Origin of the sequence: Streptomyces sp. NPDC020917 (genome assembly GCF_044333795.1) — a bacterium.
In the GTDB taxonomy this organism is placed as follows: domain Bacteria; phylum Actinomycetota; class Actinomycetes; order Streptomycetales; family Streptomycetaceae; genus Actinacidiphila.
Genome location: NZ_JBIRRR010000001.1, coordinates 615,026 through 633,306 on the forward strand (window position 1 = coordinate 615,026; position 18,281 = coordinate 633,306).

General features: G+C 74.7%; 16 protein-coding genes. 8 read left to right on the forward strand and 8 right to left on the reverse strand.

What is annotated here, in order from left to right:
* The first annotated feature begins 14 nt into the window (after window positions 1–14).
* From thiE to ACH4TG_RS02645, 3 genes are all read left to right on the forward strand, one after another.
* Complete coding sequence (thiE, locus tag ACH4TG_RS02635) at window positions 15–662, forward strand: thiamine phosphate synthase (RefSeq protein ID WP_398240006.1); 648 nt, start codon at window positions 15–17, stop codon at window positions 660–662.
* Between the two features lie 156 nt (window positions 663–818).
* On the forward strand, window positions 819–1,739 hold the full coding sequence (gene metF, locus ACH4TG_RS02640) for a methylenetetrahydrofolate reductase [NAD(P)H] (protein ID WP_398240008.1): 921 nt from the start codon (window positions 819–821) through the stop codon (window positions 1,737–1,739).
* 29 nt (window positions 1,740–1,768) lie between these two features.
* Window positions 1,769–2,725, forward strand: a complete 957-nt coding sequence (locus ACH4TG_RS02645) for a hypothetical protein (protein WP_398240010.1) — start codon at window positions 1,769–1,771, stop codon at window positions 2,723–2,725.
* Between the two features lie 16 nt (window positions 2,726–2,741).
* Here the strand turns inward: ACH4TG_RS02645 and ACH4TG_RS02650 are convergent, their stop codons facing one another.
* The 4 genes from ACH4TG_RS02650 to ACH4TG_RS02665 form a co-directional block, all read right to left on the reverse strand.
* Window positions 2,742–4,988, reverse strand: a complete 2,247-nt coding sequence (locus tag ACH4TG_RS02650; protein WP_398240012.1) for a germacradienol/geosmin synthase — start codon at window positions 4,986–4,988, stop codon at window positions 2,742–2,744.
* 207 nt (window positions 4,989–5,195) lie between these two features.
* Window positions 5,196–6,758 carry a phytoene desaturase family protein gene (locus ACH4TG_RS02655; protein WP_398240013.1) on the reverse strand — a complete coding sequence of 521 codons (1,563 nt, stop codon included), beginning with the start codon at window positions 6,756–6,758 and terminating at the stop codon, window positions 5,196–5,198.
* Between the two features lie 28 nt (window positions 6,759–6,786).
* Complete coding sequence (locus ACH4TG_RS02660; protein WP_398240014.1) at window positions 6,787–7,446, reverse strand: DUF4126 domain-containing protein; 660 nt, start codon at window positions 7,444–7,446, stop codon at window positions 6,787–6,789.
* A gap of 277 nt (window positions 7,447–7,723) precedes the next feature.
* Window positions 7,724–8,347: a TetR/AcrR family transcriptional regulator gene (locus ACH4TG_RS02665; protein WP_398240015.1), complete on the reverse strand. Its 624-nt coding sequence runs from the start codon at window positions 8,345–8,347 to the stop codon at window positions 7,724–7,726.
* A gap of 127 nt (window positions 8,348–8,474) precedes the next feature.
* Between ACH4TG_RS02665 and ACH4TG_RS02670 the strand changes: the two genes are divergently transcribed.
* From ACH4TG_RS02670 to ACH4TG_RS02680, 3 genes are all read left to right on the forward strand, one after another.
* Window positions 8,475–8,951, forward strand: a complete 477-nt coding sequence (locus ACH4TG_RS02670) for an SAV_6107 family HEPN domain-containing protein (protein ID WP_398240016.1) — start codon at window positions 8,475–8,477, stop codon at window positions 8,949–8,951.
* A 157-nt stretch (window positions 8,952–9,108) separates the two neighbouring features.
* Complete coding sequence (locus ACH4TG_RS02675; protein ID WP_398240018.1) at window positions 9,109–9,879, forward strand: methyltransferase; 771 nt, start codon at window positions 9,109–9,111, stop codon at window positions 9,877–9,879.
* Window positions 9,880–10,148: 269 nt separating this feature from the next.
* Window positions 10,149–10,559: a DUF3040 domain-containing protein gene (locus tag ACH4TG_RS02680; protein WP_398240019.1), complete on the forward strand. Its 411-nt coding sequence runs from the start codon at window positions 10,149–10,151 to the stop codon at window positions 10,557–10,559.
* Window positions 10,560–10,883: 324 nt separating this feature from the next.
* On the opposite strand, the gene ACH4TG_RS02685 is transcribed toward ACH4TG_RS02680, so the two are convergent.
* From ACH4TG_RS02685 to ACH4TG_RS02700, 4 genes are all read right to left on the reverse strand, one after another.
* On the reverse strand, window positions 10,884–13,274 hold the full coding sequence (locus tag ACH4TG_RS02685; protein ID WP_398240021.1) for a transglutaminaseTgpA domain-containing protein: 2,391 nt from the start codon (window positions 13,272–13,274) through the stop codon (window positions 10,884–10,886).
* A complete protein-coding gene (locus ACH4TG_RS02690) occupies window positions 13,271–14,698 on the reverse strand; it encodes a DUF58 domain-containing protein (protein ID WP_398240023.1) in 1,428 nt (475 codons plus the stop codon). The genes ACH4TG_RS02685 and ACH4TG_RS02690 overlap by 4 nt, the downstream gene beginning before the upstream one ends.
* A complete protein-coding gene (locus tag ACH4TG_RS02695) occupies window positions 14,698–15,747 on the reverse strand; it encodes an AAA family ATPase (protein WP_398240025.1) in 1,050 nt (349 codons plus the stop codon). Before ACH4TG_RS02695 ends, ACH4TG_RS02690 begins: the two co-directional genes overlap by 1 nt.
* Before the next feature lie 147 nt (window positions 15,748–15,894).
* The gene (locus ACH4TG_RS02700) at window positions 15,895–16,452 is read right to left on the reverse strand and encodes a beta-class carbonic anhydrase (protein ID WP_398240026.1); all 558 of its coding nucleotides are present in this window, start codon (window positions 16,450–16,452) and stop codon (window positions 15,895–15,897) included.
* A 123-nt stretch (window positions 16,453–16,575) separates the two neighbouring features.
* Between ACH4TG_RS02700 and mraZ the strand changes: the two genes are divergently transcribed.
* Complete coding sequence (gene mraZ, locus ACH4TG_RS02705) at window positions 16,576–17,007, forward strand: division/cell wall cluster transcriptional repressor MraZ (protein WP_398240027.1); 432 nt, start codon at window positions 16,576–16,578, stop codon at window positions 17,005–17,007.
* A gap of 231 nt (window positions 17,008–17,238) precedes the next feature.
* The gene (rsmH, locus tag ACH4TG_RS02710; RefSeq protein WP_398240028.1) at window positions 17,239–18,219 is read left to right on the forward strand and encodes a 16S rRNA (cytosine(1402)-N(4))-methyltransferase RsmH; all 981 of its coding nucleotides are present in this window, start codon (window positions 17,239–17,241) and stop codon (window positions 18,217–18,219) included.
* Window positions 18,220–18,281: the final 62 nt, after the last annotated feature.

Here is an 18,281-nt window from a genome sequence, read left to right on the forward strand (position 1 = left end):
CTGGGGGGAGCCCGATGAGCGCCACGGCACGCGAGCAGCTCGCCGACGCCCGTCTGTACCTGTGCACCGACGCCCGCGCCGAACGCGGCGACCTCGCCCGGTTCGCGGACGCGGTGCTCGGCGCCGGTGTGGACGTCATCCAGCTCCGCCAGAAGGGCATCGAAGCCCGCGAGGAACTCGCCGCGCTCGCCGTGCTGGCGGCCGCCTGCCGCCGGCACGGGCGGCTCCTCGCGGTCAACGACCGCGCCGACGTGGCGCACGCGGCCGGTGCGGACGTACTGCACCTGGGGCAGGGCGACCTGCCGGTGCCGGCCGCGCGCGCCCTGCTCGGCGACGAGGTGGTGATCGGCCGCTCCTGCCACGCAGAGCCGGAGGTCGACGCGGCCGCCGCCGAAGTGGGCGCGGACTACTTCTGCACCGGACCGGTGTGGCCGACCCCCACCAAGCCCGGCCGCCCGGCGCCCGGCCTCGACCTGGTCCGCTACGCCGCGGGCCTGGGCACCCGCCCCTGGTTCGCCATCGGCGGCATCGACCTGGACAACGTCGGCCAGGTCCTGGACGCCGGCGCCCGCCGGATCGTGGTGGTCCGGGCGATCACCGAGGCCGCCGACCCGGCCGCCGCCACCGCCGCGCTGGCCGCCGCGGTCAGATCCGCGGCCTGACCCGCCCTAAGGCCCGCCACCAGGCGTTCCCGCCGCCCGCCCTGCCGACCGGCCGCGGGCCGCGTATTGTCCACCAGGTGGACGGGAATCGGGCCGAGGCGGGCATATCGGCCCGCCCGGTCACCCACGGTCGCCGACCGAGGTTAGCCTGCAGACATGGCTCTGGGGACTTCATCCACTCGCACCGACCGGGCGGTCACGATTCGTGAGCTGCTCGCCGGCGGCGGGCGCTCGTACTCGTTCGAGTTCGCCGCGCCCAAGACCGAGAAGGGCGAGCGGACCCTGTGGAACGCGATCCGCCGGATCGAGGCGGTGGGCCCGACCTTCGTGTCGGTGACCTACGGCGCCGGCGGCTCCTCACGCGAGGGCACGGTCCGCGCCACCGACCGGATCGTCTCCGACACCACGCTCACCCCCTGCGCGCACCTGACCGCCGTCAACCACTCGGTGGCCGAGCTGCGCAACATCATCGGGCAGTACGCCGACGCCGGGATCCGCAACATGCTGGCCGTCCGCGGCGACCCGCCGGGCGACCCCATGGGGGAGTGGGTCCCGCACCCGCAGGGCCTGACCTACGCCGCCGAGCTGGTCCGGCTGATCAAGGAGTCCGGCGACTTCTGCGTGGGCGTCGCGGCGTTCACCGAGATGCACCCGCGGTCCACCGACCCGGCCGAGGACACCCGCCACTTCATCGAGAAGTGCCGGGCCGGCGCGGACTTCGCCATCACCCAGATGTTCTTCGACGCGGACGCGTACCTGCGGCTGCGCGACCGGGTCGACGCGGCCGGCTGCACCGTCCCGATCATCCCCGAGGTGATGCCGGTGACCAACGTCCGGCAGATCGAGCGGTTCTCCCAGCTCGGCAACGCGCCCTTCCCGCCCGAGCTGGCCGATCGCATCCTCGCGGTGCAGGACGACCCGGCCGCGGTGCGCGAGATCGGCATCGAGTTCACCACCGAGATGTGCCGGCGTCTGATGGCCGAGGACATTCCCGGGCTGCACTTCATTACTCTTAACCACTCCACCGCATCGCTGGAGATCTACGAGAACCTCGGACTCCACCAGCGGGCCGCGTGACACCCTAGGGGCGAGGAGGTGAGCAGCACGTGGGCTACTCCATGCTCTACGTCGCGTTCGGCATCGTCGCACTGTGGCTGCTCGGCGAAGTGCTGCTGCAGTACAAGGCGCGGTTGCGCTGGCGGCTGCTCGCCTTCACCGGCTTCCTCGGCGTGGCCGCCGGCGTCTACGAGCGCCAGATCGTCCTGATCCTGCTGGGCGCGGTCGCGTTCGGCACCGGGCAGACCTTCGTCACCCTGTCCTACAAGCGCGGCTTCTCCACCGGCTGGGCGCTCGGCGGGCGTCCCGGCTCCAGCCGCCGCCGCAGGGGCGCCGGAGCGCGCGTCGCCGACCCGGTCCTGGAGGTCACCCCGGTCGAGCCGTCCCACGAGGCGGCCGGCCCCGCGGGGCAGGACGTGCTGACCGGCGAGCAGGACCAGCACACGCAGATCTACCAGCCCGTCCCGATGCACGACGACAGCGGCGAGTACCCGCAGTACGACGGCCCGCCCTCGTACACCGCCGACCCGTACACCAGCGGCGGCTACGAGGGGTACGGCGCCCAGGGCTACGACGGCTGGGGCGGCGGCGCGCCGCCGCCGGCCGCGGCCGGCGCCTCCTACGACTCCGGTTCCTACCAGGGCGGTCACGGCGGCGGCTACGACCCGTCCGGCGGCTGGGGCGCCGAGCAGGACTACGGCCAGGGCGGCTACCAGCAGCCCGCCGCCGCCTCCTACGACCAGGGCTACGGCGGCTACGGCGACGGAGGTTACGGCCAGCACGGCACGGGGGACTGGACGCCGCAGCCGCCCTCCCCGCAGCCCGACCAGCCGGGTGGCTCCTACCCGGGCCAGCAGCAGCCCGCGGCCGACCCGTACGCGGCGTACGGCTACGACCCGCAGGCGCAGCCGTACATCCCGCCGCAGCCGCAGCAGCCGCCGTACGAGCAGCAGCAGCCGGCGCAGCAGCATCACTACGCCGACCCGTACGACCCCTACCGGTACTGATTCCCCGGCCGAGGCCCTACGGCTGCCGGACCGGCAGCCGGGCCGCCGCCGTCCCCATGCCGGCCGGGGCGGCCGTCCATGCGGGGCGGACGGCCGCCGCCGCGGCGGCGCGGGGGAAGTCCCGCCGCAGCGCGGTCTCGGTGTAACGCCCGGAGTTCCGGTGCCAGTTGACGATGCCCGCCATCCAGTCGCGCAGTTCCTGCACATAGCCGAGCAGCACCTCGCGGGCCCGCTCGTCCAGCGCGAACTCCTCGAACAGGGCGGGCAGCTGGACGTCGGTGATGTGCCGGAACTCGGCCAGCCTGGCCGCCAGCAGGTCGGCGACCACGTCCATCGCCTGCTGGGGCTCGCAGTCCAGGAAGTTCTGCACCACCAGGACCGCGTTGTGGATCTCGCCCTCGTACTCGATCTCCTTGCGGTACGAGAAGACGTCGTTGAGCAGGCAGGCGAAGTCCGCGGCGGCCTGCTCCATGCCCCGCACGGGGCGGGAGCGGTAGACCTCGTCCGGCAGGACGTCGCCGTGGCCGATCCTGGACAGGCTCATCGTCAGCCCGGAGCCGAAGGTCGCGCGGCGCATCTCGATGTAGTCCACCGGGTCCGGCACCCGGTTCTGCTTCTGGTTGGCCACCTCCCACACCCAGCTGTCGCACATCTCCTCGACCGCGGTCCGGAAGCGGCGCCGCGACGGGCCGTCCATCCGCCCCGCGGTGCGCCGCCACAGGTCGTCCAGCCCCCGCTCCAGCGCGGTCTGCGGCGGCGGCACCGGGCCCCCGTCCAGCGGCATGAAGAGCCGGAAGCGCTCGGTGGCCGCCTTGGCGCCTGCCAGGCCCGCGGCGCCCCGGCCGAAGACGACCGGGTAGTAGTCGTCGCCGTAGGTGCCCCAGGCCAGCCAGTCCGTGGTCAGGCCCAACTGCTCGGCGTCGGCGGCCGGATGGATGCCGGCCGCGCACAGCGCCAGGTCCTGGTCCGCCAGCTTGCCGGCGTTCCACAGCCCGCCCGGCACCGGGAAGCCGGGCTCGGGGCCGAGCAGGCCCGTCTCCCGCGCCCACCCGAGGTTGTGCGCGCGGGCGGCGTCCAGGTGCGGGTTGAGCGTGAGCGGGAACGGCATCGGGATCTCGGGGAGTGCCATGGCGTCTGCGGGCCGGTGCGGGGCGTGCGCGTAGGACCGGGCGCGCTGCGGCATCGTGGCGGCCAGCGACAGCAGGATCTGCGCGGCGGAGGTGCCCAGGCCGGACGGGCCGGGCAGCGCGGGCGCCGAACCGGCGCCGCCCTGCGCGCCGTTCATGTAGCGGCTGGAGCGCAGGTGCCACTCGTGCCCGCCGGACTGCCAGTCCTGGAGTCCCTTGACGTACGCGGCGACGTCCAGCCGCTCCTGCGGCCCCAGGCCGAACTCGGCGAACAGCGGCTCCACTTCGGTGACCGCGGTGTGCTCGAACTGCTGGAGGCGCGAGGTCAGCAGGTCGTTGACGCGTTCCGCGGCCTGCTGCGGGCTCAGCCCGAGGAAGCGCTCCAGCACCAGGACGGCGTTGGCGAGTTCGCCCTCCTCCTCGGTCTCGCGCTGGTACGAGAACAGGTCGTTGCGCAGGTGGACGCCGTCGGCGAACGTGTCGCGCAGCACCCGCATCGGGCGCGCGGCCGCGACGGCGTCCGGGACCTCGGCGCCGGCCGCGTGCTCGACCAGGTTCGCCGACCAGGGCGCGCCGCCGACCTTGCGCCGCATCTCGATGTACTCGATCGGGTTGGAGACCCGCCCCGCGCTGATGTTGGACAGCTCCCAGAGCGACTCCTCCAGCAGATGCCGGGTGCTCTCGTGGAACCGCCGCCGCCAGCCCTCGGACATCGACGGCACGGTCCTGGCCCACAGGTCGGCCAGGCCCGCCTCGACCTGGTTGACCGGCTCGGGCACCTCCTGGTCCGGGTCGACCGGCATGAACGCCGGGAGCCGGTCCAGATACGCCCTGGCGCCGGCCATGTCGCGGCTGCGCTTGAAGATGTCGAGGAAGTGGTCGTCGAAGAAGAACACCCACACGTACCAGTCGGTGACCAGGTCGAGTTCGGGCCCCGAGGCGTCGGGGTGGGTGTAGGCGCACAGCAGCGCGTAGTCGTGCGCGTCGAGGTCGGCCTCCTCCCAGATGCCCGACCCCTCCAGCATGTTCATCGCGCGGGCCCAGCGCTTGGTGTGCTCCCTGGCCTGCTCCAGATGCGGGTTGATGCGCGCTGGGTACGGCACGTAGAAGCGGGGGAGCTGGAACGGCTGCGGCATGGCGGTCGGGCCTTCCCGGTCGGCGATCACAGGCCGCTTTCACGCTAGGCCGCGCAAGCCGGGCACAGCAGGGCTCAACGGGCTTTTCCGCCCGATGGGTTGAACCGCGCCGCCGGGTGGTTAACGATCTTGAGGAAGGCGAAGGGACGGGCGGTGCGCGGCCGTTCCGCGGGGGCTGCCGCGGGTGACGCGTCCGGCAGCGCGTCGCTACCTGCTGCCGCCCGGGCCGCCCGCGATCAGGTCCGCGACGATCGCCCCTGACATGCCCGCGTGCGGCAGGCCGCCGCCCGGGTGGGCCCAGCCGCCCACCAGGTACAGGCCCGGCACGGCGGGGACGTTGCCCGGCCGCAGCAGGGCGCCGCCGGCACCCGCCAGCGCGGGGGCGGGCACCGAGCCGCCGGGCGCACCGGTGTCGCGCGCGGTGTCCGCGGGGGTGCGGACCTCCCGCCACATCTCCCGTTCCCGCAGGCCCGGCACGGCCGCCTCGGCGGCCTCGACCATCCGCTCGGCGAACGCGGCCGCGGCCCCGGGCGCGTCCCAGTCCAGGCCGCGGACGCCGTCGTCGGGGGCGCCGGGGTCGCCGGGGTCGTGGCAGGGCACGGTCGCGACCAGCGTCACCGCCTCGTGCGCGTCGTCCGGCCGCGTCGCCGGGTCGTCGGGGCGCAGCACGGTCACCGTCAGGGCTCCGGCCGGCGGCAGCGGCCGTCCGCGCCGCGGCCCGAACACCCACTCCGCCTCCGCCGCGCGGTCCGCCGCGTGCACCACCGTGCGGTGCACCGTGCCGGCCGGGCGGGCGCCGCGCAGCGCCAGATGCACCGTGCAGCGGCCCGGCTCGCCCAGCGGGCCCCGGTACGGCGCCGCGTCCCGGCCGGCCCCCGCCTGCTCCGGCGGCAGCACGCCGTCGGCGTACAGCGCGGGCAGCGGGGCGCCGGCGACCACCACGTCGGCCGGAACGCTGCTCCCGCCGGCGAGGACGACGCCCGCGGCCCGGCCGCCCTCCCGCAGCAGCCCGGTCACCGCCGAGTCGAAGCGGAACTCCACCCGGCGCTCCCGGCAGCGCTCGTACAGCGCCTCCGCATAGGCGCGCATCCCGCCGCGCACGTACCAGACCCCGAACGTCTGCTCCAGGTACGGCAGGACGGCCGCCGCGGCGGGCGCCGTGCGCGGGTCGAGCCCGTACGCGAGCGCCCAGCTCTCCAGCAGCGCCCCCAGGCCCCCGCCGCCGAGCTCCGCGGCGGCGACGCCGGCCAGCGTCGGTGGCGTGGCGCGCCGGAACAGGCCGCGCCTGGTGGCCGGGTAGGGGTCGCGGGCCTGGGCGGCGGGGTCGTGCAGCACGTCCTCCAGCAGGGGCCTGCGGGTGACCTCCCACACCTCGCGGGCCCGCACCATGACCTGGCTCCAGCGCTCCCCGCTGCCCGTGCCGAAGGCCGCGTCCAGCGCCTCGACGACGCCGGAGCGGGACGCGTTGGGCAGGGTCACCTCGGTGCCGCCGGCCACGATGTGGCGGGCCGCCGGGTCGACCTGCTCCAGGCCGACGACGTCCTCCAGGGACTTCCGGCCGGTCTTGACGAACAGGTCCCGCTGCACCGCCGGGAGCAGCAGCAGGCCGGGGCCGGTGTCGAAGCGGAAGCCGTCCCGGGCGCACACCCCGAGCGCGCCGCCGTAGGTGTCCGACCGCTCGTGCAGCACCACCTGGTGGCCGCCGGTGGCGAGCCGGGCCGCCGCCGCCATGGACGCCGTTCCCGCGCCGATCACCGCAATCCGTGCCATGGCCAGGACTGTAGCGGCGGGCGTGCGGTCAGGTGGCCGCCGGGGCCCTGGTGGCGCCGCTGCCGTCCGGGCCCGCGCCGCCGCCCCGCCAGCCGCCCCGCGAGCCGCCGCCCGTGCGGCGGCGCTCCTTCCTGCGGCGGTGGAAGCGGCGGATCCGCGAGAACAGGAAGACCACCGCGGCCAGCCCCAGCACCAGCAGCGTCGCGGCGAGGGCCGCGGCCACCACCGGGTGGAAGAGGGCGAGCACGACGATCGCGGCGACGCCCAGGTCCTCCACGGTGCTCAGCACGATGTTGCTCACCGGCTCGGGCGAGGTGTTGACCGCCATCCTGGTGCCGGCCTTCACCAGATGGCTGGCCAGCGCCGTCGACCCGCCGATCGCGCCCGCCGCCAGCTCCGGCAGCGACCCCTGGTGCCCGGCCAGCAGGGCCGCCACCACCGCGCCGGCCACCGGCCGGACGAAGGTGTGCACCACGTCCCACACCGAGTCGACGTACGGGATCTTGTCGGCGACCACCTCGCACAGGAACAGCACGGCGGCGGCCACCAGTACGTCGGTGCGCTCCAGCGACGGCGGCACCTCGTCGCTCACCCCCGTCGCCCCCAGCAGCCCCATCAGCAGCACGACCGCATACGCGTTGATGCCGCTGGCCCAGCCACTGGTGAACACGAGGGGGAGGACGGACATGGCTGCACCCTAGGCCCTGGGTGTCCGGCAAGGTGCCCATGGCTGAGTATCCGTACCTAGGCGCAGGGTTGAGTACCCGCACGGATGGGCGCGACCTGCGCAAACAGGGAGAGTGGTAGGGCGGACGGGCCGACGGCCAGCACCGCCGACACGGGGCGGCGGTTCACCGGGGCGCGTTCGCGAACGGGGGTTGTACGGGGGAAGCGTTGCTCCGGGCCGGCCGGGCGGTCATCGGGCCGGGCCGGGCCGGAGCAGCACTCTCGGGCGCCTGCAGCGCTCAGGTGCGGGCGGCCGCGCCCGCGCCACCGCCGACCCGGCCCTGCAGCAGCAGCGACAGCGCCGCGTGCACCTCGTCGAGGCTGCGCTCCGGCTGGAACGCCTGCCAGTCCAGGGCGGCGACCAGCACCATGCCGAACAGCGCGGACGCGGTCAGCGGCACATCCGTCTCCGGGCTCACCTCGCCCGCCTTCACGGCCTCGCCCAGCACCTGCTCCACGACGGCCACCGCCTCCTGGCGGACCGTCATCAGCGTGTCCTGCCAGGTGCGGTTGGTGCGCCACAGCTCCGCCACGTACAGCTGCGTGAAGGACGGGTTGCGGACGATGAACGTCAGCCCCGCCCGGATCATCGCGTCCAGCGCGTCCACCCGGCTGCCGCCGCCCGCCGCGGTCTCCTCCTCGGCCCGGCGCAGGGACACCGTGAGCCGCCCGACGCCGTGCCGGAGCAGCTCCTCGAACAGATCGTTCTTGCTGGCGAAGTTGTAGTAGACGGTCCCCTTGGCGACGCCCGCCCGTTCGGCGATCTCGTCGACCGTGGTGGCGGAGAAGCCCTGTTCGGCGATGAGGGTGACGGCGGCCTCGTAGAGCTTGCGCCGGGTGGCCTCGCGACGTGCGGTGGTCATGGACCCGATTCTGCCGCCCGAACCCGTGCCCGTACGCACCATCCGCGACCCGTGGGGCGTTTGCGCAGGTCAGGGCGATTGTCAGTGGTCGGCCCCACTATGGGCGTACGGAGACAGGAGGCCCGTCATGGCAAGTCCCGTCAGCGACATCCACCCCGTGCTGCGCCGCGCCGCCGCGTCGCCCGCCGCCCTCGACCTGCTCACCCAGGCGCACGTCGGCCTCGAGGAGGCCGCGGCGCTGCAGGCTCCGCACGAGCGCTACGCCACCGCCCACCTCGCCGCGCTGCGCACCGCGGCGGCCGTCCTCGCCGTGCGCGGCCGCCCCGAGGACACCGGCCGGCGCCGCCGCCGGATCCGCAGCGTGTGGGAGGTGCTGCCGGAGATAGCCCCCGAACTGGCGGAGTGGAGCGCGCTGTTCGCCGCCGGCGCCGAACGCCGGGCCCGCGCCGAGGCCGGCATAGCCGGCGCCGCAGGCCCGCGGGACGCGGACGACCTGATCCGGGCGGTGTCGATGTTCCTGCGCCTGGTCGAGCGGATGCTGCTGCTGCGCCCGGCCTTCCAGAACGAGCCCCCGGCGGGCGCGGTGCCTCCCGCGGCGGGCTGACCGCGCCCCGGGCGGTGAGGTGCGGCCCCGGGCGGTGACGTGCGGCCCCGGGCTGACCTGGGCCGCACCTTGCCCCGGTCCCGCGCGCGGCAGGCCCTAGAGTTGGAGCCGACCGTTGTGCCCAGCCGTACGCCGTCCGCGAGGAGAGCCGCCCGCCATGTCCCGTGAAGGAGGGGTGGACCCGATCCGCCCCCGTGCCAGCCTCCGTACCGCCGTGGTGTGGGAGGTCCTGCGCGGCGCGCTGGAACGGCGGGCCAAAGCCGCGGACCGCCCGGTGCTCGACGTCCTGGACACCGGCGGCGGCACCGGGAACTTCGCCGTGCCCGTCGCCCGGCTCGGCCACCGCGTCACCGTCGTCGACCCCAGCCCGGACGCGCTGTTCGCCCTGGAGCGGCGGGCCGCCGAGGCCGGCGTGACCGACCGGGTCACCGGCGTGCAGGGCGACACCCACGGCCTGCTCGGCACCGTCCCGGCCGGCGGGTACGACGTGGTGCTGTGCCACGGCGTGCTGGAGTACGTCGACTACCCCGGCGAGGAGCTGCGGAACGTGGCGGGGACGCTGCGCCCCGACGGCGCGCTGAGCCTGCTCGCGGCCGGCCGCGGCGGCGCGGTGCTGGCCCGCGCCCTGGCCGGGCACTTCGCCGAGGCCCAGTACGCGCTGACCGACCCCGACGGGCGGTGGGGCGCCGGGGACTCGCTGCCGCACCGCTTCACCGCGGAGGAGCTGACCGCGCTGGTCGGCGACGCCGGCCTGCGGGCCACCGCCGTGCACGGCGTGCGGGTGTTCTCCGACCTCGTGCCCGGTGTGCTGGTGGACACCGAGCCGGGCGCCCTGGACGCGCTGCTCCGGCTGGAGCTGGCGGCCGCCGAGGAGCCCGGTTTCCACGCCGTCGCGACGCAGCTGCACGTGCTCGCCGAACGCGGCTGAACCAGGGCCGAACGGGTGGACGCGGCCGTCCGGCCGCCCGCTCCGGTTGCGCCCGCGGGCGGGCCCCGGGAGACCCGCCGGAGGGGAGTCCGTCACACGCCGCCCACAGCCGCATTCGTGACCGTATGCTGGCATGACGTAAGGGCGGACGGGGAAGGACAGCCCCGTCGGACAAGGCGCAGTGGGGCGGGTTTCACCGGGGCGATTCCCTGCCTATCCTGAAAGGGTCGGACCGGTCGTCTCGCGCGACCGACGAGTAGGAGGTCGCCGTGCCGCTCTCGGAGCATGAGCAGCGCATGCTCGAGCAGATGGAACGGGCGCTGTACGCCGAAGATCCCAAGTTCGCGTCTGCGCTCGAGGGAAGCGGCCTGCGCACGTTCACCCGCCGCCGCGTGTACCTGTCGGTCGCGGGCTTCCTCATCGGGATCGGCCTGCTCATGGGCGGCATGGTCGCCAAGCAGACCTGGGTGAGCGTCGTCGGATTCCTGGTCATGCTGGCCTGCGCGGTGCTGGCGGTCACCGGCTGGCGCCGGGCCTCCCGCCCGGGAGAGCAGCCGCCGGCCGCGCCTGGACGCGGCCGTATCGGACGCCGCGGCCACCCGCACCCGCCGCGCCGCGGCAAGGTGATGGACCGCATCGAGGAGCGGTGGCAGCGCCGCCGCGACGAGCAGGGCCAGTGACCGCCTGAGCTCCCGCCGGGAGCCTTCGCGCGGATCCCTGCCCTCGGACCGTTGAAAGACCCCGAAAGGGCCCGCCTGCACAGGCGGGCCCTTTCGCGTGCCGTACGGGGTGTCCTGGGCCTCGTACCGCCTGTCCTGGGCCCCGTCGCGGGTCTCGCCCGCGACGGGCGAGGGCCCACGAGGGCCGAGGCGCTGCCGGCCCTGTGCCCCGCGGCGCCCCGGCCGCCGTCCGGTCGGCGTGGGGCTGCGCGACCGAGGCCCCGCGCCCGGTCAGGACGCGGGGCCTCGGTCAGGACGCGCGGGCCGTACGGACGCGGGGGCCCGTCAGGACGACGCGGTGCTGCGGCGCCGGAGCGGGGCGCTGAGGCGCCCGAACCGGGTGGAGACGCGCTGGGTGAACCCGTTCCAGCGGGCCGAGACCGCCCAGACCATACGGGCCGAGGAGCGCGGCAGCAGCAGCGCCCGCAGCCGGGTGCCGCGGGAGGCCGACGCATGGAGCCCCTTGCGGACCCGGTGCACCTCCGCGGCCAGCCCGGGCGTCGGCCGCGGGTTGGGCGCGTACAGCGTCCGCTCCACCGCGCCGGCCAGCGCCGCGGCCGCCGTGGCCGCCTCGCCGGTGAGCCGGCCCTCCTCCACCAGCCGGGCCGTCGCCCGGCGCGGGGTCTCCGACTCGTCGGGGAGGATCCCGTAGTCCCAGCCGGTGTCCATCAGCTCGCGCCATGCGGACAGCGTCAGCCCGTCGGCCTTGCCGCGGCCGCCGCCGAGCCGCCTGGCCCGCAGCCTGCTGCGCCACAGCAGCGGCGTGATCGGGATGCTGACCACCAGCAGGGCCAGCACCGCGTACAGCGCGATCTGTCCCGCGTTGCCGCCCGAGCCGCCGCCGGCCGCCGCGGAGGGCAGCGTGCAGTCGGCCTGTGCGCGGTGGTCGGGGGCGCAGCTGTCGGTCTGCGACGGCTGCGCCGCGGGGGCGGTGGTGCTGCCGTGGGGTGCGGTGTCCGTCGTGCTGTCGCCGCCGGTCGGCGTGTTCGACGCGGTGTAGGCCGGTGCCGAGCCGCGGTACGGCGTCGGCTCGAACCGCGTCCAGCCCACACCCTCGAAGTACAGCTCCGGCCAGGCGTGCGCGTCCTTGAGCCCGACCGTCATCTTGCCGTCCGCGCCCTGGGAGCCGGGCGTGAACCCGATCGCGACCCTGGCCGGGATGTGCAGGGTGCGGGCCATCGCCGCCATGGTGAAGGCGAAGTGGACGCAGAAGCCCTCCTTCGTCTGCAGGAAGCGGGCGATCGCGTCGACGCCGGTCCCGGCCTTGGCCTCGGTGTTGTAGACGAAGTCGCCGGACGTGAAGAACCGCTGGAGGTCCAGCGCCCGCTCGTAGTCGTTGGTGGCGTTCTTCGTGACGCTGAGCGCGGTCTGCGCGACCACCGGCGGCAGCGACTTGGGCACCTGGGTGTACTCGTCGGCGATCCGGCCGGTCGCCTGGGGCGCCGCCGCCAGCTGCGCGGCGGTCGGCATGACCTGCATGCTCGTCACCGAGTAGCGCACCTCGGAGGTGGTCTGGCCGTGCTGCCCGATCACCATCCGGCCCTCGGGCTGGAACTTCCAGTTGCCCGGCGCCTGGACGTTCAGCGCGGGGAACGGCATCGGCAGCAGCCCCTGGCTGTAGCCGGAGTCGACCTGCACCTCGGTGGTGACCGGCTTGAACTTCACGTCCGACGCCATGCCCTGCGGCTGCGGCAGCTGCGGCGGGATGTCCTCGACCGGGCGGTCGGAGGGCGTCCACTCCTTGCCGTCGAACTTGTCCAGGGCCGCGATCCGCAGGTACATCCCCGGCAGGTCGGTGGAGTCGGTGCGGTAGCTGAGCACCTCGCGGTTGTCGGGCTGGTTGAGGTTGTCCTGGAGCGCGGCGACCAGGTTGACCGAGCCGGATCCGCGGCCGCCCCCGCCGCCCGAACCCCCGCCGTGGCGGGTGGGGTCGAGCAGGCCGTTGCCCAGCGCGGGCAGCACGGCCGGCGCGATCAGCGCGATGCCCAGGGCCATCGCCCCGATCCGCCGCCCGGTGCGCACCGGTGCGGTGGCCGAGCCGCCCGCCGCCGCGGGCCCGGCCCAGCCGCCCGGCGCCGGACTGCCGCCGAACACCCGGCCCCAGCGCGACAGGCGGTCCCGGCCCTCGGCCAGGAGCAGCAGCAGGTAGCCGGCGGCGGCGATCATGAAGTACGGCCAGGCGCCCCCGCCGTCGTCCAGGCCGGCGGCGACCGAGTACAGCGCCAGCAGCGGCAGTCCCGCCGGGGCCGCGCTGTTGTAGGTCACGGCGATCGCGTCGACCGCCAGCGCGACCACCAGCGTCCCGCCGATCAGCAGCAGCCGGATGCCCGGCGTGACGGGGGCGGGGATGGCGAAGTTGCCGACGTCGTCGAGCCCGCCCTGCAGCACCTGGCCCAGCTCGCGGACGGCCGCCGGGCCGGGGACGATGCCGCCCAGCGTCTGGTGCGGCGCGAACGTCATGGTCAGCACGATGAACGAGACCAGCGCCTGCACCAGCACGGTCAGCGGCCTGGCCAGCGGGATGCGCCGGGCCACGGCGCCGACGCCGGCCTGCAGGGACACGTACAGCAGCGCCCGCAGGAGCCAGCCGCTGGTGGCGGTCAGCGGCAGCAGCGCCGCCGCGGCCATCATCGAGGCGAGCGCCCCGAAGACCGTCAGACGTGCCCGGCCGCTCATGGCCTCGCCCCCGCTTCGCGCCGCTCGCCCGCAGACTCCTCGCCGGACCGGTAGCGGTCCGCCTGCCGCCACAGTTCCGGCAGCGGCTGCCCGGGCCGCACCGCCACGACCGTCCATCCGGCCTCGCGGAGCATCTGCACCGCGTGCTCGGTGGTGTCCGGGTCCTCGGGGTCGGTGAGGGCGGCCTCCGGCACGTCGAAGCGGCCGGCCGCCTCCCGGGTCAGCCAGTCGTCGCTGTCCAGCACGAACGCCACCGCGCCGCCGGCCCGTTGGCGCATCCGGCCCAGTATGGTCGCCTGCTCCTCGTAGATGTCGCCGAGGAACGCCACCAGCAGGCCCTCGGTGCCGCTGCGCAGCGCCTCGTAGGCGGCCGACAGGTCCTCGCCGTCGGAGTGCTCGACGACGGCCAGGGTGTCCAGCAGCAGCCCGGCCATGTCCGAGGAGTCGCCGCTGAAACCACCGCCGCCCTCGGGGCCCGGCACGCTGCTGCCGGTGTCGGTGAGCAGGCGCACCGCGAAGCCGCGCTCCAGCATGTGGGTGGCGACCGAGGCGGCGCCGGAGACCGCCCACTCGAACGCCGAGTCCGGGCCGGCGCCGAAGTAGGCGCCCTGCCGGGTGTCCAGCAGCACCGTGCAGCGGGCCCGGTTGGGCTGCTCCTCGCGCCGCACCATCAGCTCGCCGTACTTGGCGGTGGAGCGCCAGTGCACCCGGCGCAGGTCGTCGCCGTGCCGGTAGCCGCGCGGGATCACGTCGTCGTCGCCGGCCAGGGCCAGCGCCCGGGTGCGGCTCTCGCCGTACCCGGACGACTCCCCGGCCAGCCGGACCGGGGGCAGCGGCTCGACCCGCGGCACCACGGTGAGCGTGTCGTACGCGCTGAACGAGCGGGTCAGCTCGACCATCCCGAACGGATCGGTCAGCCGCAGTTGCAGCGGTCCCAGCGGGTAGCGGCCGCGCAGGTCGGAGCGGACCCGGTAGGACACCTCGCGGTGGCCGCCCGGCTCCACCCGGTCCAGCACGAACCGCGGGCGGGGCCCGAGCACGTACGGCACCCGGTCCTGCAGCATCAGCAGGCCGGAGGGGATCCGGGAGACGTTGTCGATCCGCAGGTGGACCCGGGCCTCGGACATCGCCGGCACCCGCGACGGCGCCAGCCGGCGGCTGCCGGCCACCCGGTAGCGGGTGCGGTACAGCACCGCGACGCACACCAGCGGCAGCACCGCGAGCAGCAGCCCCACCCGCAGCAGGTCGGACTGGCCCAGCACGTAGGCGCACACCGCGGCGGCCAGCCCCGCGGCCACGAACGAGCGGCCGCGGGTGGTGAGCCCGCCGAACGCCGAGCGCAGCCCGCCGCCCTGCTGGGCCCCGCCGGATGTGGGAGCACCCGGCTGCGGGCCGCCCGGGGGCGGCGGCAGGGGCGCCGACATCACAGGCCCCGCGTGCCGGGCTGCGGGCGGGAGGCGGGCTGGGCCGGCCAGCCGCCGGCGGGAGCGCCGGACCCCGCGCCGGGCTGCGGGCTGGGCACCGGCACCCGCTGGACGATCTCGGCGACGACCTGCTCGGGCGTCCGCCGGTTCAGCTGCGCCTGCGCGGTCGGCAGCAGGCGGTGGGCGAGCACGGCCTGCGCCAGCGACTGCACGTCGTCGGGCAGCACGTAGTCGCGGCCGTCCAGCGCCGCCGAGGCGCGCGCCGCCCTGATCAGGTGCAGGGTGGCCCGCGGCGAGGCGCCGAGCCTGAGGTCCGCGTGGTTGCGGGTGGCGCCGACCAGGGTGACCGCGTAGCGGCGGACCGGGTCGGAGACGTGCACCTGGCGGACCGCCTCGATCAGCTTGACGATCTCGTGCGCGTGCGCGACCGGCTGCAGGTCGTCCAGCGGCGAGACCCCGCCGTGGACGTCGAGCATCTTCAACTCGGCCTCGGGGCTGGGGTACCCGACGGACACCCGGGCGGTGAAGCGGTCGCGCTGGGCCTCCGGCAGCGGGTAGGTGCCCTCCATCTCCACCGGGTTCTGGGTGGCGATCACCATGAACGGGCTCGGCAGCTCGTAGGTGGTGCCGTCGATGGTGACCTGGCGCTCCTCCATGGACTCCAGGAGCGCGGACTGGGTCTTGGGCGACGCCCTGTTGATCTCGTCGCCCACCACGATCTGCGCGAAGATCGCGCCCGGCTTGAACTCGAAGTCCCGCTGCTGCTGGTCGAAGACGCTGACACCGGTGATGTCGGACGGCAGCAGGTCGGGCGTGAACTGGATACGCCGCACCGTGCAGTCGATCGAACGTGCCAGGGCCTTGGACAGCATCGTCTTACCGACGCCCGGCACGTCCTCGATCAGCAGGTGCCCCTCGGCGAGCAACACGGTCAGTGCGATGCGTACGACCTCGGGCTTGCCCTCGATCACGTTCTCCACGCTGCGGCGCACCCGGTCCGCGGTCGCGGTCAGATCGCTCAGGCTTGCTCGTGCGTCAAAGGTCGTCACCCGGTACTCCTCGGCCTGTTCCTAGGGACCGCAGGGTCGCGGTCATACCGGACCGGCCCTCCCCGAATGCGCAACGCTCGCTTCGGGCGAGACGTGCCGCACCATGCATTCTTCCCTTACGGGACCGCCCACGTCACTCGACTGCCGTTACTTGTTCGTGATTTCCCGCAGCAGGCCGGTGTGGACGTCGAACACGAAGCCTCGCACGTCGTCGGTGTGGGCCAGGAACGGGGAGGTGCGTACCCGGGCCATGGACTGCCGGACGTCCTGGTCGACATCGGTGAACGCCTCCACCGACCAGGTCGGACGCTGCCCCACCTCGGCCTCGAGCTCGCCCCTGAAGTCCTCGGTGATGGTCTGCATCCCGCAGTTGGTGTGGTGGATGAGGACGATGGAGCGGGTGCCCAGGGCGCGCTGGCTGATGGTCAGGGAGCGGATGGTGTCGTCGGTGACCACGCCACCGGCGTTGCGGATGGTGTGGCAGTCACCCAGTTGCAGGCCGAGCGCCTTGTGCAGGTCGATGCGGGCGTCCATGCACGCGACGACGGCCACCCGCAGCACGGGCGCGGCGCCCATCCCCGGGTCGTGGAACTCGGCCGCGTAGCGCTGGTTGGCCTCGACGAGCCGGTCGGTGACGGACTCGGTGGCGGTGGAGTGGTCGGACCGCGCGGACTGCTCGGCCGGACTGCTGGCATGTATCGACATGTCTATGACGTTATCGCGAGCCGGTGCCCGGAGCAGGGGCGCGCCCGGCGGGTCGCGGCAGCGTTGCCCGTGGAGCGGGGTGGAGTAAAGTGGCGCGAAGTGGTGCCGTCTGCGGGAGGTGTGATGTTCCTCGGGACGTACACACCGCGGCTGGACGACAAGAACCGGCTGGTGCTGCCCGCGCGGTTCCGCGAGGCGTTCGCCGACGGCCTGGTGATCACCCGCGGGCAGGAGCGCTGCCTGTGCGTGTGGCCGGTCGCCGGGTTCACCGCCGCCACCGAGCAGCTGTCGTCGGCTCCGCTGACCTCCAAGGCCGCTCGGGACTACCTGCGCGTGCTGTTCGCCGGCGCGCACGACGAGGTCCCCGACAAGCAGGGCCGGGTGACCGTGCCGCAGCCGCTGCGCGAGTACGCGGGCCTGGTCCGCGACTGCGCCGTGATCGGTGCGAACACCCGGGTGGAGATCTGGGCGGCGGACACCTGGGAACGCTATCTGGCCGCGCAGGAAGACACCTTTTCGGCCCTGTCACAGGAGGTTCCGCCCGGATTACTGTGAGCGCGGCCCGCACCGCCGCGCACCCCACCGCGCACCACTCCGTACCACCCGCGCGGACGTACGGCCCGGCCTCCTCCCGCTCCCCGCTCCGCTGGCACCACTTCCCCGGTGCCAGGGGAGCGCCTTCCACGAGCGGGCGGGGACCCGGTTCTACGTCCCGGCACCCGGCGCCGTACCCGGCCTTCGCGCCCGGCGGCGGGTGCCGCAGTCCCGACAGGAAAACAGGGCCCCATGAACGACCCGTCCGCCACGCCCCCCGGCCAGCCGCGGCACGTCCCGGTGATGCTGCAGCGCTGCCTCGACCTGCTGGCGCCCGCGCTCGCCGAGCCCGGCGCGGTCGTGGTGGACGCCACCCTCGGCCTGGGCGGCCACAGCGAGGCGCTGCTGCGCACCTTCCCCGCCGCGCGGCTGGTCGCGGTCGACCGCGACCCGGCCGCGCTCAAGCTCGCCGGGGAACGGCTCGCGCCGTTCGGCGACCGGGCCACGCTGGTCCACGCGGTGTACGACGAGGTGCCCGAGGTGCTGGAGCGGCTGGGGATCCCGCGCGTGCAGGGCGTCCTGTTCGACCTCGGGGTGTCCTCCATGCAGCTCGACGAGGCCGACCGCGGCTTCGCCTACGCCCAGGACGCGCCGCTGGACATGCGGATGAACCAGTCGGCCGGGATCAGCGCCGCCGAGGTGCTCAACACCTATCCGCCCGGCGACCTGGTGCGCATCCTGCGCTCCTACGGCGAGGAGAAGTTCGCCCGCAAGATCGTCGACGCGATCGTCAGGGAGCGGGAGCGCGAGCCGTTCACCACCAGCGCCCGGCTGGTCGAGCTGATCCGCGACGCCCTGCCGCAGGCCGCCAAGCGCACCGGCGGCAACCCCGCCAAGCGCACCTTCCAGGCGCTGCGGATCGAGGTCAACGGCGAGCTGGCGGTGCTGGAGCGGGCCATCCCGGCGGCGGTGGCCTCGCTGGCCGTCGGCGGCCGGATCGCCGTGCTGTCGTACCACTCGCTGGAGGACCGGCTGGTCAAGCAGGTCTTCGCGGCCGGCGCGGCGAACACCGCGCCGCCCGGGCTGCCGGTGGTGCCCGAGCAGTACCAGCCGCGTCTGGCCCTGCTCACGCGCGGCGCGGAACTGCCCACCGAGGACGAGGTCGCGGAGAACCGGCGCGCGGCGCCGGCCAGGCTGCGCGGCGCGGAACGCATCAGGGAGGACATCCGGTGATCGGGGCGCAGGCCGGGCGGCGCGGGTCGCCGCGGGGCCGGGGTGCAACCGCGGCGCGCACG